This is a genomic window from Dactylosporangium sp. CA-233914 (genome assembly GCF_050942935.1).
GTDB lineage: Bacteria > Actinomycetota > Actinomycetes > Mycobacteriales > Micromonosporaceae > Dactylosporangium.
Map to the genome: position 1 here is coordinate 3,079,552 of NZ_CP192030.1, position 15,150 is coordinate 3,094,701.

Below are 15,150 nucleotides of genomic sequence, written 5' to 3' on the forward strand. Positions count from 1 at the left end.
CGGCGGTCACGGTGGATAGTCGGCGCTGCGGGCCGCGGGTTCGCAGGCTCGGACGCCGGCCAACGCCTCTTCCAGCGCCGAGGTGACGGCGTCGAACGCGGCCGACCCGAGCACGAGCCGCGCAGGCGGCGGCTCCTGCGCCATGGCGGCGATGACGGCCCGGGCCCCGCGCCGCGGATCCCCGGGCTGCTGGCCGTGCTGGGCGATCAGCGCGTCCCGAACGCCGGCGATGAACGGCTCGTACGCGTCGACCGTCTCGGCCACGGGCTCCCCGGCGAACCCCTCGTAGGCCCGGGTCCGGAAGGCCCCCGGCTCGACGAGCATGACCCGGATCCCGAACGGCTCGACCTCGCTGCGCAGCGCGCTGGTGAGCCCCTCGACGGCGTGCTTGGCCGCGCTGTAGAACCCGAACCCGGGCACGGCCCGCACCCCCGCGACCGAGGACATGTTGACGATCCACCCGCGACCCCGGGCCCGCATGAACGGCAGCACGGCCCGGGTGACGGACACCAGGCCGAAGAAGTTCAGCTCGAAGGTGTCCCGCACGGCCGGCCAGTCCATCCCCTCGACCGACCCGAACCATCCCCGTCCGGCGTTGTTCACCAGCACGTCGACCCGCCCGAAATGCGCGACGGCCGCGTCGACGGCGTCGTGCACCTGGCGTGGGTCGGTGACGTCGAGCGGCAGCCGCAGCACCCGTTCACCGCGGCTGCGCCCGACGTGCCGGGCGGTCACCACCACCCGGTCCCCGGCCTCCAGCGCGGCCTCCGCGAACGCCGACCCGAACCCGCCGGACCCACCGGTGATGAACCAGACCCGGCTCACGCCGCGATCTCCAGCCGCGCGACCTTCCCGCCCCGCAGGGTGAACCGGTAGTGCAGGTCCACCACCCCGCCAGGAAAGTTCCCCTCCAGCCGGTGCAGCGCGTCGTACCGCCCGTCCTCCTCGCGCGTCACGGACATCAGCCGGGAGGTATAGGTGTACTCACCCGCCGCGCTTCGAACCCAGTCCTTCACGGCCTCGACCCCGCGGTAGGTGTGGCCGTCGTCCACGACCACGACGTCGTCGGCCAGCACGGCCGCGACGGCGACGGCGTCCCGCCGCCCGTGCGCGCCGAGGTACGCCGAGATCGTCTCCGGAAGCTCAGTCATGCCTGCGAGCCTGCCCCCTCCCGCTGCGCGAGCGGCAAGGTTCTGGACCCTCTCGCCACGGGAGGGTGCACAGTGGTGAGGTGCTGACCATCGGTGAGTTCGCCACGCTGACCCACCTGAGCGTCCGGACGCTGCGCCGCTACCACGAAGCCGGACTCCTGGAACCGGCCGAGGTCGACCCGTCGACCGGGTACCGCTACTACACCGCGGCCCAGATCCCGCCCGCCCAGGTGATCCACCGCCTCCGCCAGCTGGACGTCCCGCTGCCCGAGGTCCGCGAGATCCTGTCCACGGATGATCCCGCGCGGCGGGCCGGGCTGATCGCGGTACACCTGAACCGCCTCGAGGAGACCCTGGACCGCACGCGGTCGGCGGTGGTCTCCCTGCGCCGGCTCCTGCAGCCCCGGCCCCAGCCGTTCGAGCTGCGGTCGGTCCCGGCACGAACGGTGGCCGCGATCACGGCGGAGGTGCCCCTGGCCGACGCCGTGCCCTGGCACGACGGCGCCATGGCCGAGCTCGACGCCGCGTACCCCGCGCCGGAGCGCACCGGCCCACCGGGCGGGCGCTACGCCAACGAGCTCTTCACGGACGGGGAGGGCACCCTGACGGTGTACCGCCCGGTCCGCGAGCCGCGCGCCCGCGGGCGCATCGAGCGGCTGGCCCTGCCCGCGGCGGATCTGGCCGTGGCGGTGCACGAGGGCCCGCACGACGACATCGACGTGACCTACGGCTGCCTGGGCGCCTGGGTGGCCGAGCACGCTCTGGCGGTGGCGGGCCCGATCCACGAGACGTATGTGCTCGGCCCGCGCGACACCCGGGACCCGGCCGCCTGGCGCACCGAGATCGGCTGGCCCGTCTTCCGCGTCACCCCGGCCTGACCGTCCGGGGGCTCAGAAGGGCCGCGCCAGGAGGGTGGGGCCGCGGGGTGGCCTCGCCCGCGTGGCCGGTGATCTGATCCAGGGTGAAGCGCGGCGCCGGGGCCACGTTCGCCGGGTTCGTCACCTCCGGGTGGCCGTGATCCACCCCGGCCGGGGACAGAATCTCGGCTGCGGCCGCAGTGTCGCCGGTGTGCCACATCTCAAAAATACTGCTCGATCAATGATTCACGCGCATATTCTCGCGGCTGGTCAGCTCATCCTGGAGCGTTATCGGAAGCGTGAGTTCAGTCACCAGGCGTTGGTTGATCTTGCGGAGTGTGCAAGTTTGGGCTGAGGGGGGCCTCCGCTTCCCGGGCACCACAACGGGGACGCTCCCCGCCGCCACACGGGGAGCACGGCACGACGACGAGGTGGTCGAGTGGGACGTGGGCAACCGGTCGGCTGGGCGGCGCACCGCCGGGCGGTCGAGGCGCTGCAGGAGTCATACGCGGCGATCCCGCCCGGTGACACCGTACGGCTGGCGAAGAAGACCTCGAACCTGTTCCGGCCCCGCGCGGCCGTGGACCACGGGCTGGACGTCAGCGGGCTCGGGTCCGTGATCGAGGTCGACCCGGACGCGCGCACCGCCGAGGTGCAGGGCATGTGCACGTACGAGGACCTGGTCGACGCCACGCTGCCGCACGGGCTGATGCCGCTCGTCGTGCCGCAGCTGCGCACCATCACGCTCGGCGGGGCGGTCACCGGGCTCGGCATCGAGGCGACCTCGTTCCGCCACGGGCTGCCGCACGAGTCGGTGCTGGAGCTGGACATCCTCACCGGGACCGGCGAGGTGCTCACAGCCCGGCCCGGCAACGAGCACGCCGAGCTGTTCGCGGCGTTCCCGAACTCGCTGGGCAGCCTCGGGTACGCCACCCGCCTGCGCATCGAGCTGATGCCGATCGCCCCCTGGGTCCGCACCGTCAACCTCCGCTTCGACGACGTCGACGAGCTGCTCGCGCTCGTCGGCGAGATCATGGACAAGGGCGAGTACGACGGGCGGCCCGTCGACGTCATGGACGGCGTGGTGTTCCGGCCCGGCGAGTCGTACCTCGTGCTGGGCACCTTCACCGACGAGCCCGGCCCCGCCAGCGACTACACCGGCCAGGACATCTACTACCAGTCGCTGCGCGCCAAGGCCGCCGACCGCCTCAGCGCCTACGACTACCTGTGGCGCTGGGACACCGACTGGTTCTGGTGCTCGGCCGCCTTCGGCGCGCAGATTCCCGCCGTGCGCCGGCTGTGGCCGCGGCAGTACCGCCGCTCCGACGTGTACCACCGCATCGTGCGCCTCGAGAATCGCTACGGCGTCGCCGCACGGGTGGATCGGTGGCGGGGCCGGCCCGACCGCGAGCGCGTCGTGCAGGATGTCGAGCTGCCACTGGAGCGCACCGGCGACTTCCTGCGCTGGTTCGCCCGGGAGGTACCGATGGCGCCGCTGTGGCTGTGCCCGCTGCGCCTGCGGGAGCGCGAGTGGCCGCTGTACCCGATGCACGCCGGCCAGGCATACGTCAACGTCGGATTCTGGGGGACCGTCCCGGTCGAGCCCGGCCGGGCCGACGGCGACGTCAACCGGCTCATCGAGGACAAGGTCTTCGAGCTCGGCGGCCACAAGTCCCTCTACTCCGACGCCTACTACGACCGGGAGACCTTCGACCGGCTCTACGGCGGCCTCGCGTACCGCGCCGCCAAGGACCGCTACGACCCCGGTCACCGATTGACCGACCTCTACGACAAGGTTGTGGGGCGCAGATGACCAGTACCTACCGTTCCAGCAGCACCCAAGGATCCGCACCCGGCCAGCCCCGCCGCCGGCCCCCCGTGCCCAAGGTCGCCACCATCGTCCGGGCCGTCACCACCGGCGAGCCCCGCGTGCGCATCACCGCCTACGACGGCAGCGCGATCGGCCCCGAGTCGGCCCCCGTCACCCTGCACGTCGCCTCCGAGCGCGGACTGTCGTACGTGCTCACCGCCCCCGGCGACCTGGGCATGGCCCGCGCGTACGTCACCGGCGACCTCGAGGTCCGCGGCGTGCACCCCGGCGACCCGTACGAGGCCCTCAACCAGCTCGCCACCGGCCTGCAGCTGCGCCTGCCCGCCGCCGGGGAGGCGCTGCGCCTGGTGCGTGGCCTGGGCTGGGAGCGCCTGCGCCCGCCGCCGCCCCCGCCGCAGGAGGCGACCCCGGCGTGGAAGCGCACCCTGGCCGGCCTCGGCCTGCGCCACGCCCGCGGCCGCGACGCCGACGCGATCCACCACCACTACGACGTGTCGAACCGCTTCTACGAGATGGTGCTGGGGCCGTCGATGACGTACACCTGCGCCGTCTTCCGCTCGGAGTCCGACACCCTGGAGCAGGCCCAGGCGAACAAGTACGACCTGGTCGCCGGCAAGCTCGCCCTCAAGCCCGGCCAGCGCCTGCTCGACGTCGGCTGCGGCTGGGGCGGCATGGTCCGCCACGCCGCCCGCGAGTACGGCGTGCGCGCCCTCGGCGTCACGCTCTCCCGCGAGCAGGCCCAGTGGGCTCAGGCCGCCATTGAGCGCGAGGGCCTCGGCCACCTGGCGGAGGTTCGCCACCTCGACTACCGCGACGCGCCGCTGGAGCACTTCGACGCCGTGAGCTCGATCGGCCTCACCGAGCACATCGGGGTGCGAAACTATCCGAAGTACCTCGGGGCGCTCCGTGACCGCCTGAAGCCCGGCGGCCGCCTGCTCAACCACTGCATCACCCGCTCCGACAACCGCGCCTCACACAAGCCCGGCGCCTTCATCGACCGCTATGTCTTCCCCGACGGCGAGCTGGCCTCGCCCGGCCGCCTGGTCAGCGCCGTGCACGACGCGGCCTTCGAGGTCCAGCACGAGGAGAACCTGCGGCTGCACTACGCGCTGACGCTGGCCGGCTGGAACCGCAACCTGGTGGAGAACTGGGACGCCTGCGTCGAGGAGGTCGGCCTGGGCACCGCGCGGGTGTGGGGCCTCTACATGGCCGGCTCGCGGCTCGCCTTCGAGCGCAACGAGATCCAGCTGCACCAGATCCTGGCGACCAAGACCACGAAGGACGGCATCTCCTCGTACCCGCTCCGCCCCGACTGGACCGCCTGACCCCGCGTTCTCACACCTGCCGCCGGCGCTGCCGCTCGTTTCGGGCAAGCCGGCGGCAGGTGCGTCCATGCGCGACCGCGCCCGAAATTTCGCCCGATGTCCGATCCGGCGGGGCCTCCGGTTCGCGGGCGAGCGGCGGTCCTGACCGATTTGCGCGCTCTCGGCTTTCTCCCAGGGAGAATCCAGTTTCGTGGCAGCCGGGAGGTGCAATCTGGACACCATGAGTGACCAGGACCGCCAGTGGAGCATCCCACAGGACACGGAAGCACCAGGCTCCGCGCCGAAGCCGGCCGAGCCCGCGGGCTCTCCACCGCAGGCCTCCTGGCCCCCGCCGTCGCCGGCCTCGCCGCCCACCGCCCACCCCACCCCAGCCACCGCCACTCCGACCTCGGGCGTTCCTTTCACCGCTCCGGCCTCGGCGGTTCCTGATGACGCTCCGGCGTCGGGTGTTCCTTTCACCGCTCCGGCCTCAGGGGTTCCGTATACCTCCGCGGCATCGAACGCCTCTCAGGTCGCTCCCGCCTCAGGCGCCCCTTATGCCGCTCCGGCCTCGGCGGCCCCTTACCCAGCTCCGGCCACGAGCGCCCCGGCGTCGGGCGCTTCTTATGCCGCTTCGGCGTCGGGGGCTCCTTATGCCGCTCCGGCGTCGGGGGCTTCTTACGCTGCTCCGGCCACGAGCGCTCCGGCCTCGGGGGCTCCTTATGCCGCTTCGGCGTCGGGCGCCCCTTATGCCGCTCCTGCGTCGGGGGCTTCTTACGCTGCTTCGGCGTCGGGCGCCCTCTATGCCGCTCCGGCCTCGGCCGACCCTCATGCCGCTCCGGCGTCGGGCGGTCCGGCCAGTAATGGCGGATCGTTCGGTGCTCCAACGTCCGCCTCTCCAACGAACGCCGGCGGGAGCGATTCGTTGAGTAACCGAACGTCTGCCAGTCCAACGAACGCGGCCGGGAGTGAATCGTTGGGTGACCGAACGTTTGCCGGCCCAACCAGTGGTCCGGCGGCTGGAAACCAGACGGCCGCCAACCCGCAGGTTCCGCCGCCGTCCGTGCCGAACCCCGGGTTCCCGCCGCCGGGGTCCGGGGCGCCGGCCGGCTCCGGGGCACTTAACGGGACAGGGGCGCCCGCGGGAGTTGGGACGTCTGCCGGGACTGGGTCACCGGCCGGCTTCGGGGCACTAGCCGGGACTGGGGCGCCTGCGGGACCTGGAGCGCCGGCCGGCATCGGGTCGCCGTGGAGCCGGCCCGGTGGCACCAATGGCTACCCGCACCTTCCGCGGACCGGTGACGGGACCGCCGCCACGCAGCAGTTGCCCGGCGCTGCCCCCGGTACGCCCACGTTCGCCACGACGCCGATCCCCACCGGCTCACTGCCGATCGGGTCGCCGTACGGGCAGCCCGGGTACAACCAGCCGACCAGCGCCTTCGGCCAGGTCGGATACCCGCCGCCCCCGGGGCAGCCGGGCCACCCCGGCCTCTACCAGCCCGGCGGCGCGCCCCGGTCCGGGCGCGGCGGGCGGGTCGCGCTGCTCGTCGTCGCCGCCGTTCTCCTCGCGCTCGTGTCGGCGGTCGGTGGCGGGGTCGTCGCGACCCAGCTGGCCGACGGCAAGTCCGCCGCTTCGCCGAGCGTCGTGGTTCGCGACCCGGCGCCCAACCTGGACCGCTCGTCGGTGGGCGGGGTCGCGGAGGCGGTACTGCCCAGCGTCGTCGACATCAGCACCGGCGAGGCCGAGGGCTCGGGCGTGATCATGACCGCCGACGGCCAGGTCATCACCAACAACCACGTGGTGTCGGGGGCGCGCCAGCTCACCGTCACGTTCAGCACGGGCAAGACGGCCCAGGCCACCGTGGTCGGCACCGACCCGGCCGGCGACATCGCCGTGATCAAGATCCAGGGCGTCTCCGGGCTCACCCCGGCCAAGTTCGGCGACAGCGACGCGCTGCGGGTCGGCGACACCGTGCTGGCGGTCGGCAGCCCGCTCGGCCTGCAGGGGTCGGTGACGGCTGGGATCGTGAGTGCGCTGCACCGTACGATCTCGGGGGAGTCGGGCGGCAAGAGCATCGCGGACGCGATCCAGACCGACGCCGCCATCAACCCCGGCAACTCCGGCGGGGCGCTGGTCAACCTCAAGGGTGAGGTCGTCGGGATCAACACCGCGATCGCGACCGCCGGCGAGAGCAGCAGCGGCAACATCGGCGTCGGCTTCGCCATCTCCGCCAACCGGGCCCGGTCGGCCGCGGACCAGCTCGCCAAGGGCGGCAAGGTCAGCCACCCGTACCTCGGCGTGCAGCTCACCGACGGCAACGGCGGCGCGCTCGTCGGCGGCGTGGTCTCCGGCGGCCCGGCCGACAAGGCGGGCCTGCAGACCGGCGACCTGGTGACGAAGTTCGGCTCGGCGACGGTCAGCGACGCGACCAGCCTCATCAACGCGGTCCAGGCCGCCAAGGCCGGCGACCAGGTCCAGGTCCAGGTGAACCGCAACGGCACCCAGCAGACGGTCACCGTCACCCTGGGCGAGGCCCCCTAACGACCCGAATTCCCTCTCGCCGCAGCGGCCCGCGTTCGCCACAACGCGGGCCGCTGCATGTGTGCGGGTCCGGCGTCGTCATCGAAGCGCCCGGCAGCTCTGCGCCACGAGCTCGTACCAGCGGCTGCCGCTGAGCTGAAGCTGCACTGTCACCGCCCGGCGCACGCCGTCGGCGGTGACCACCGAAAGGCCGACCGGCAGGGGCCTGGCCGCGTCGGCGGCGTCCTGCGGGCAGGTGATGCTCGCACTCGCCGCGAACCAGCCGGTCGCGGCGGGCGCGAGCGTCAGCTGCCCCCGGACCATGACGACGGCCGCGTTTTCCGCGCCGGCGACCTCGACCGGCATCGGGCCGCCGTTGGTGACCGCGACGCTCCCTTCGATGATCACCAGACCGTCCTGGCCGCCACCGGAATTGAGCCCGGCGACGGCCAGGAACAACGACGCCTCGGCCGCCTGCCGGCCCCGCTCCCGCGCGGCCTCCCACCGCTGCCCGGCGACCGCACCCGCCGCCACGCCGAACAGCATCAGCACCGCCACGCCGAGTGCGGGAACCTTCATCGACGCCGCCCGGCGCCATCGACGCGACAACGGGGCGACCGAGCGCCGGTCGGGGACATCGAGGTCAATGACGCCGTCCATCGAGGGATCGTGCACCGGCAAACACGGGCGGTCAACGTGTTCCGAGTTCGCGGATCAGGGTTTTGTACCGCGCGAAGGCCGGCTTCGCGGAGTAGTCCGAGCGCAGAAGCCCGAACTGGAACATGTGGTCGTCGATCGCGGAGTCGGCGTCGCGCAGCGCGAAGTGCTCGTACGCCGCGATGTTCAGCTCGGGCGCGCAGACCGCGACGGTTCGCACGATCTGCTCCAGGACCTCGGCCTGGCGCTCGTACGTCCGCCCGTTCCCGGTCGCCCACCCGTTCTCGGTCACGTGGATCGCAGCGGTCGCCGGCACGCCCGCGGCGGCCAGGCTCTGCTCGCGGAAGTTGCGCAGCACGCCCTCGACCGCCGGCGGGAAGTCGGTGACCGGGCGCCACACGCCGGGGAAGAAGTCGAGGCCGGCGTAGTCGATGACCGGCCCGATCTCCTTGAGTGAGGCCCAGAACTCCTGCGCGGGGTCGAAGACCGGCGTCGAGTTGCACCCGATGCGCACGTCGAGCCCGAGCCGGTCCGCCTCGGCGCGGGCGGCGAGGACGCCCTCGACGATCGCGCGGCGTACTGCCGGGGAGCCTCCGTCGCCGCCCGGCCCTTGGTGGTTGGCCTCCTCGGCGACCTGCAGCGTCGCCAGGCACTCCCCGTGCGTGCGCAGCAGCCCGCGCAGGAAGGAAAGCCAGCCGCCGAGGTCGTCGCCGCGCTCGCGGAAGCACGCGACCAGGTCCAGCCGGCGCCCGTGCACCGCGTGCTGCCAGGGCTCGGGTGGCGCCGCGAGGTGCCCGCCGTGCGCGTCGTCGTACTGGACATAGCCGCGCACCAGGTGCACGCCGAGCTCGTCGAGCCGCTCGGCGATGCGCTGCGCGTCCTCGGGCGGCCCCGGCGTGACGTTGCCCTCCATGTCCGCGCCGAGCCCGCCTGCGTAGATGCCGAATTCGAGGGTCATGCCCCGACCGTACCGCTAAATTTGGTGTCACCCCAAATTTGGGTTCACGCTAGAATTCCGGGATGGCGCTCCGGGCGGAGAAGAAGGCGGCGACGCGCACGGCGATCGCGGACGCGGCGATGGGCCTGTTCCTGGCCCGCGGCTTCGACAAGGTGACCGTCGCCGAGGTCGGCGAGGTCGCGCGGGTCTCCGTGAACACCGTCTTCAACTACTTCGCGACCAAGGAGGACCTGTTCTTCGACCGCCAGGACGAGGTCGTCGTCCGCCTCGCCGGCGCCGTCCGGGCGGCCCCCGCCGACCCGGCCGCGGCCGCCCTGGCCCTGTTCCGCGACGAGCTCGACCGCGGCGAGCCGACGCTCGGCCTGCACCCGGACGCGCCGGCGTTCTGGCGGGTCGTCGGCGACAGCCCGTCCCTGCAGGCCCGGGCCCGCCTGCGCGGCGAGCAGGCCGAGCTGGCCCTCGGCGACGCGCTGGCCGAGTCCGGCCGGGCCGAGGACGAGGCCCGCTGGATCGCCGCGATGCTGGCCGGCATCGACCGCGCCCTGCACGGGCAGATCCGCCGCTCGATGCTGGCCGGCGAGTCCCCGGACGCGACCCGCCGCGCCGTGCGCGGGACCGCCGAGCGCGCGTTCGCCGCCGCCGGCCGGGCACTGGCGGCGCCGCCCGCTGAGGACCGTGCCGCGAGCGGCTGAGGTCGGCGGTGGGCCACCGCCGGGAGGCGGCAGAATGGGCGCATGAACGACTCCCGCCTGCGCGTGTTCGGCGACAACCTCGACCTGATCGGCCCGCCCGCCGCCCTGCGCGCCCTCGCCACGAGCCTGCGCGAGGCCGGCGCCGCGGTCGAGGTCCCGATCCGCAACGGCGCCGTCGCGCAGGAGCGCACGGAGGGTCCGCTCGCGATCGAGCTGCGCGGGGCGCCGCCCACGCTGCACCTGACCGGCGCCGACGACGCGCTCAAGGAGTTCTGGACGGCCCTGGAGGCGGTCGCGGCCGAGACCGAGACCGCCGAACCGGGCGCCGGCGCCGCCCCGCACCGGCACGTCGGCCCCCTCGTCATCACCGGAGACGCCGCCGACCCCCTCGCCGGCCTGCTCTGAATCCGGTTGAGGCCGGGACCCGCGCAGGGTGACACTGGCCGCATGACGCCGCAGGAGAAGAAGGCGCTGAGCTACGAGCGCGATCACCGCAACACCTACGGCGAGAACGACAAAGGCTCGCGCCGCAGCATCCGGCGTAACAAGCGGCACGTGAACCGGGCCAACCGGCACCGGGCGCGGCAGGCGTTCAAGGGCGCCGACCCGCAGGTGGGCCAGGAGCGGCTGGGGGCCGAGCGGCCCAAGCGGTGGCGCAAGTGCGCCGACGTGCCGCTGGCCGAGTACGTGGCGTACAAGCTGCGTCGCCGGGTTCAGCGCGGCATCATCGATCCGCGGCTCGCCGAGGCCCGCATCGAGCGGATCGCCCGCACGCGTCAGGTCCGCTCGGCGACCGCGACCAGGGTGGCGTAGGACTCCGGGTCGCCGGTCGGGCCGGCGTCCGGATCGGGGCGCCACAGCGGGCCCCACACGATGCCGGGCTCGACCGGCGCCCACCCGGCGAGCAGGGCGGCGAGCTCGCCGCGGTCGCGGACCACCATCGAGGTGCCGGCCCGGGTGTAGAGGTCGGCGAGGCGCTGCGCGGCGGCCGTGGCGTGCGAGACGGCCAGGACGCTGCCGGGCGCCAGCGCCGAGTGGAGCACGCGCATGGCCGAGCGTAGCTCGGGCGTGTCCGGCACGAAGTGCAGCATGGCGACCATGAGCAGGCAGACCGGCTCGGTGAGGTCGAGCAGCGTCTCCACCTCCGGGTCGCGCAGGATGCGCTCGGCCTCGTGCAGGTCGGCCTGGACGACCGCGGTGAGCGGGTCGCCGGCCAGCAGCTGCCGGGCGTGCACCGCGGCGGTCGGGTCGACGTCGACGTACACCACCCGCGCCCCCGGATCGAGCGCCCGCGCGACCTCGTGGACGTTGCCCTCGGTCGGGATGCCCGAGCCGATGTCCAGGAACTGCCGGATCCCCCGCCCGGCGGCGTAGCGCACCGCGCGGCGCAGGAAGGCCCGGTTCGCCCGCGCGATCCGCGGGATGTCCGGCACCAGCTCGATCGCCCGGTCCGCGATCGCGCGGTCCGCCGCGAAGTTGTGGCTGCCGCCGAGGTACCGGTCGTACATACGGGCCGCGCTCGGGCGGTTCGGGTCAATGCTCACTGACTGATTGTTCCGAAAAGTCCGAAATTCGAAACGTTCAGTGACGATCCTTCTACCCTTAGTGGGGTGCGGTGGACGGTCGGGCTGGCGGAGAGCCTCCTCGAGGTGGCGCCGGACGCCCTCGTGGTGGCCGGGCACGACGGGCGGATCCTGCTCGCCAACGCCGCCGCGCGGGAGCTGTTCGGCCGTGAGGACCTGCCCGGGCGCACCGTCGACGTGCTCGTGCCCGCCGACGGGCCCTCGATGCTGCCCCGGCTCGCCGCGTACATGGAGGGTGAACACCCGCTCCGGCGCACCGGCCAGCCGCTGCGCATGCTGCGCGGCGACGACACCCAGTTTCTCGCCGACATCGCGCTGTCGGTCATCGCCGGGGAGGACGGGCCGGTGCTCGTCGCCACCATCCGGGACACCGGCGCCGAGGGCTTCGACCCGGCCCAGTCCCTGCTCGCCTCGATCGTGCAGTCCTCGCACGACGCGATCGTCACCACTGACCTCGAGGGCCGGGTGCTGTCCTGGAACCCCGGGGCCGAGCGGCTCTACGGCTACGCGGCGGGGGAGATGGTCGGGCGGCCCAAGGACGTCATCATCCCGCCGGATCGGCGCCCGGACGAGGTCGAGATCCGCGCGATCGTCGCGGCGGGCGGGCGGGTCGACCGCTTCCGCACCGTACGGCGGCGGCGCGACGGCACCGAACTCGCCGTGTCGATGCTCGTCTCGCCGCTCACCGGCGCCGACGGCCGCACGGTCGGGGTCACCACGATCACCCGCGACATGAGCGAGTCCGAGCGCGCCGAGGCCCGCGTGCAGGCGGTGCTCGACGCCGCACCCGATCCGCTGCTCGGGGTGGACGAGCAGGGCCGGATCGTACTCGTCAACGCCGCCGCCGAGCGCCTGTTCGGCATTCCCCGCTTCGACATGACCGGGCTGCCGGTGCACCGCCTGCTGCCCGGCGGCGTGCGGACCCCGCCCGGCTCCGGTGACCAGCCGGTCGCCCTGCGCCAGGACGGCAGCGAGGTGCCGGTCGACATCACGCTGAGCGCGCTCGGCGGCGAGGACGGCGTGATCGTCCTGGCCGGGGTGCGGGACATGACCGAGCGGCTCGCCGCGCTCGCCGAGCAGCAGCGGCTGCGGGAGGAGGCGGAGCGGCAGAAGGATGAGGTACGCCAGCAGCGTACCCAGCGCCTGGAGAGCCTTGGCCAGCTCGCCGGCGGCATCGCGCACGACTTCAACAACCTGCTCGCCGTCATCCTCAACTACGCCGAGTTCATCGTCGAGGACGGCGCCGACACCCCGTTCGCGCTGGACGCCGAGCAGATCCTGCGCGCCGGGCGCCGCGGCAGCGAGCTCACCCACCAGCTGCTCGCCTTCGCCCGGCGCGAGGTCATCCGGCCCAAGCCCCTCGACGTCAACCGGGTCATCGCCGAGGTACAGCAGATGCTGACCCGCTCCATCGGCGAGCACATCACGCTCGCCACCGACCTCGCCGACGGGCTGCCCACCGTCGTGGCCGACCTCGGCCAGCTGGAGCAGGTCCTGGTCAACCTCGCGGTGAACGCCCGCGACGCGATGCCGGCCGGCGGTCACCTGGCCATCGACACCGGGCTCGTGCACATCGACGAGGGGCACGCCGCGGCCCGCGACGGGCTGGCCAGCGGGGCGTACGTGCGCATCCGCGTCTCCGACACCGGCACCGGCATGCCGCGCGAGGTCATCGAGCAGGCGTTCGAGCCGTTCTTCACGACCAAGCCCAGCGGCGAGGGGACCGGGCTCGGCCTCGCGACCGTGTACGGCATCGTGGCGCAGGCCGGTGGCACCGTGCGGATCTACTCCGAGCCCGGCGTCGGCACCACGATCACGATCCTGCTGCCGGCCAGCGACGCCGAACTGGTCGCCGACGACACCGGCCGGGCCGCGCGCCCGCCGGGCCGGGGCCAGACGGTCCTGGTCGCCGAGGACGAGCCGGCCCTGCGCGAGGTCACCACGCGGATCCTGCGCCGCGGCGGATACACGGTGCTCGCCGCGGCGGACGGCGTCGCCGCGCTGCAACTCGCCTCCGAGCACGGCGGCCCGATCCACCTGCTGCTCACCGACGTGGTGATGCCCGGGATGCTGGGCCGGGTGCTGGCCGAGCGGGTCCTGCAGCTGCGCCCCACGACCCGCGTGCTGTTCATGTCCGGCTATGCCCAACCGGTCCTGACCAGCAACGGCATCCTCGATCCCGGCGTACACCTGCTGGAGAAGCCCTTCACCGGGACCGACCTGCTCAACGCCGTGGGGGATCAGCTCGCACTCATGTTGTAAAACTGGACGTTCATTCGCCGAGCTGCTGGCGCCGCTTGGGTTTGCGCCACCGCAGCCAGGGCCCGGCCCCGGCCAGCAGCAGTAGCACGGTCAGTGGCACCCGCCACAGCGGCCCGGCGACCGCGGGCGGCGCCTCGGCCCGCGCCGGTGCGGTCTGCGCCCAGACAAGGAACGCGTCGCCGATGGGCAGCAGCCCGAACGCGTACCGCTTCGTGCCCGGCGTTTGCATCGGCACCCCGGCCAGCTCGCCGTAGTGCGCCAGCGCCGAGGCGAGCGAGTCGTCGCCCTCCGCCCGCGCCGCCCCGATCGTCACCACGGTCGCCGAGAGCGAGACCCCGAGCGGCAGCGGCCCGCTGTCGACGTCCCCGGGCCCGTCCGTGCCCTTCGGATACTCCCGCACGGCCGGCCCGAGCCCGAGCGGCCGCCCGACGAACAGCTCCCGGAACCGCAGGTACTGCTCCCGGGCGAACTCCTGGTCGATCTCGGGCAGGAACCGCTGGATGACGCTCTGCGAGCTGCCCCGCGCCCCCTGGAGCGGCTCGCCGGAGGCGGGATCGGTGACGTGGGGGAGCAGCCCGGTCGCGGGGTCGAGCCGCTGCCGGGCCGCCGCCACCCACCGCTGCACGGTCGCGCCGAACGCGGGCGTGAGCAGCTCGTCGTGCAGCCGCAGCGACGCGACCGCCACGGCCGAGTCGACCGGCCACGACTGCCCCGGATACGCCGGCAGGAACGGCGACGCGGACCCGTCGAACGCCGCCGCGATGGCCCGCGCGTCCGCCTCGAACCGTTCCACGAGCGCCGGGTCCGGATCGAGGCCCACGATCCCGCCGAGCAGCCGGTTGGTCCACCCGGCGTGGAACACGCCGAAGCGCGGCGAGAGCCCCTCGCTGAACGGCGCCGTCCCCTGCGGCCCGTCGAGCCGGGCCAGCGCCCACCGGGCCTCGCGGACCGCCTCGGCGCGACGATGGTGCCGCCCGACGTCGACCCAGGCGAGCCCGTAGAGCGCGTGCAGAAAGAAGTATCCCTCGGGAAACATCCCCTGGGCCGCCTCGCCGGCCCCGCGGTCGAGCTCGGCGCGGATGAACGCCAGCTGCCGCTCGGCGCCGGAGACGGGCGCGTAGAGCCGGATCAGCCCACTGAGCGCCAGCGCCGAAACCACTCCGGCGACCACGATTCGCACGAGCCTCCCCACGCCCGCGCAGACTAGCGCACCCCGGCCACCGCGCCGCCGTAAACCGTTGGTAAAAAACCTTCGTATTCGTCTAGAGGGGTGGAAGGTATCGACATCACGGCGTCGGAGGTATAGCGTGCCGTCAATCAATTGCCATCGTTTT

General features: G+C 73.4%; 15 protein-coding genes. 9 read left to right on the top strand and 6 right to left on the bottom strand.

The window, feature by feature from the left end; all coding sequences use genetic code 11:
• Positions 1-6: 6 nt before the first annotated feature.
• Both ACQPY0_RS14275 and ACQPY0_RS14280 read right to left on the bottom strand, forming a co-directional pair.
• Positions 7-825, bottom strand: a complete 819-nt coding sequence (locus tag ACQPY0_RS14275) for an SDR family NAD(P)-dependent oxidoreductase (protein WP_432988793.1) — start codon at positions 823-825, stop codon at positions 7-9.
• Entirely contained in the window at positions 822-1,151 is a 330-nt protein-coding gene (locus ACQPY0_RS14280) for a nuclear transport factor 2 family protein (protein ID WP_432988795.1), read from the bottom strand. Before ACQPY0_RS14280 ends, ACQPY0_RS14275 begins: the two co-directional genes overlap by 4 nt.
• A gap of 80 nt (positions 1,152-1,231) precedes the next feature.
• Here ACQPY0_RS14280 and ACQPY0_RS14285 point away from each other — a divergent pair, with 80 nt between their 5' ends.
• From ACQPY0_RS14285 to ACQPY0_RS14305, 5 genes are all read left to right on the top strand, one after another.
• Positions 1,232-2,029 (top strand): MerR family transcriptional regulator, encoded by a 798-nt coding sequence (locus tag ACQPY0_RS14285; RefSeq protein ID WP_432988797.1) that lies wholly within the window; start codon positions 1,232-1,234, stop codon positions 2,027-2,029.
• 61 nt (positions 2,030-2,090) lie between these two features.
• Positions 2,091-2,363, top strand: coding sequence for a hypothetical protein (locus ACQPY0_RS14290; protein WP_432988799.1), 273 nt, complete (start codon positions 2,091-2,093; stop codon positions 2,361-2,363).
• A gap of 84 nt (positions 2,364-2,447) precedes the next feature.
• Positions 2,448-3,821 carry an FAD-binding oxidoreductase gene (locus ACQPY0_RS14295; protein ID WP_432988801.1) on the top strand — a complete coding sequence of 458 codons (1,374 nt, stop codon included), beginning with the start codon at positions 2,448-2,450 and terminating at the stop codon, positions 3,819-3,821.
• Positions 3,818-5,164: a class I SAM-dependent methyltransferase gene (locus ACQPY0_RS14300; protein ID WP_432988803.1), complete on the top strand. Its 1,347-nt coding sequence runs from the start codon at positions 3,818-3,820 to the stop codon at positions 5,162-5,164. The genes ACQPY0_RS14295 and ACQPY0_RS14300 overlap by 4 nt, the downstream gene beginning before the upstream one ends.
• 1,303 nt (positions 5,165-6,467) lie before the next feature.
• On the top strand, positions 6,468-7,685 hold the full coding sequence (locus tag ACQPY0_RS14305) for a S1C family serine protease (protein WP_432988805.1): 1,218 nt from the start codon (positions 6,468-6,470) through the stop codon (positions 7,683-7,685).
• Positions 7,686-7,763: 78 nt separating this feature from the next.
• Here ACQPY0_RS14305 and ACQPY0_RS14310 read toward each other — a convergent pair whose 3' ends face one another.
• Both ACQPY0_RS14310 and ACQPY0_RS14315 read right to left on the bottom strand, forming a co-directional pair.
• Positions 7,764-8,324, bottom strand: a complete 561-nt coding sequence (locus tag ACQPY0_RS14310) for a hypothetical protein (RefSeq protein WP_432988807.1) — start codon at positions 8,322-8,324, stop codon at positions 7,764-7,766.
• Positions 8,325-8,355: 31 nt separating this feature from the next.
• Positions 8,356-9,279, bottom strand: a complete 924-nt coding sequence (locus ACQPY0_RS14315; protein WP_432988809.1) for a hypothetical protein — start codon at positions 9,277-9,279, stop codon at positions 8,356-8,358.
• Positions 9,280-9,341: 62 nt separating this feature from the next.
• On the opposite strand from ACQPY0_RS14315, the gene ACQPY0_RS14320 reads away from it, so the two are divergent.
• Genes ACQPY0_RS14320 through ACQPY0_RS14330 form a run of 3 tightly spaced genes read left to right on the top strand, consistent with a single transcriptional unit; the run spans position 9,342 to position 10,784 of the window.
• The gene (locus ACQPY0_RS14320; protein ID WP_432988811.1) at positions 9,342-9,971 is read left to right on the top strand and encodes a TetR/AcrR family transcriptional regulator; all 630 of its coding nucleotides are present in this window, start codon (positions 9,342-9,344) and stop codon (positions 9,969-9,971) included.
• Between the two features lie 42 nt (positions 9,972-10,013).
• Positions 10,014-10,376: a hypothetical protein gene (locus tag ACQPY0_RS14325; protein ID WP_432988812.1), complete on the top strand. Its 363-nt coding sequence runs from the start codon at positions 10,014-10,016 to the stop codon at positions 10,374-10,376.
• A gap of 42 nt (positions 10,377-10,418) precedes the next feature.
• Complete coding sequence (locus ACQPY0_RS14330; protein ID WP_432988814.1) at positions 10,419-10,784, top strand: hypothetical protein; 366 nt, start codon at positions 10,419-10,421, stop codon at positions 10,782-10,784.
• On the opposite strand, the gene ACQPY0_RS14335 is transcribed toward ACQPY0_RS14330, so the two are convergent.
• Positions 10,748-11,479, bottom strand: coding sequence for an SAM-dependent methyltransferase (locus ACQPY0_RS14335; protein WP_432995229.1), 732 nt, complete (start codon positions 11,477-11,479; stop codon positions 10,748-10,750). The genes ACQPY0_RS14330 and ACQPY0_RS14335 overlap by 37 nt on opposite strands.
• A gap of 102 nt (positions 11,480-11,581) precedes the next feature.
• On the opposite strand from ACQPY0_RS14335, the gene ACQPY0_RS14340 reads away from it, so the two are divergent.
• Positions 11,582-13,816, top strand: a complete 2,235-nt coding sequence (locus tag ACQPY0_RS14340; protein WP_432988816.1) for a PAS domain S-box protein — start codon at positions 11,582-11,584, stop codon at positions 13,814-13,816.
• A 10-nt stretch (positions 13,817-13,826) separates the two neighbouring features.
• On the opposite strand, the gene ACQPY0_RS14345 is transcribed toward ACQPY0_RS14340, so the two are convergent.
• Positions 13,827-15,008: a hypothetical protein gene (locus tag ACQPY0_RS14345; protein WP_432988818.1), complete on the bottom strand. Its 1,182-nt coding sequence runs from the start codon at positions 15,006-15,008 to the stop codon at positions 13,827-13,829.
• Positions 15,009-15,150 lie beyond the last annotated feature (142 nt).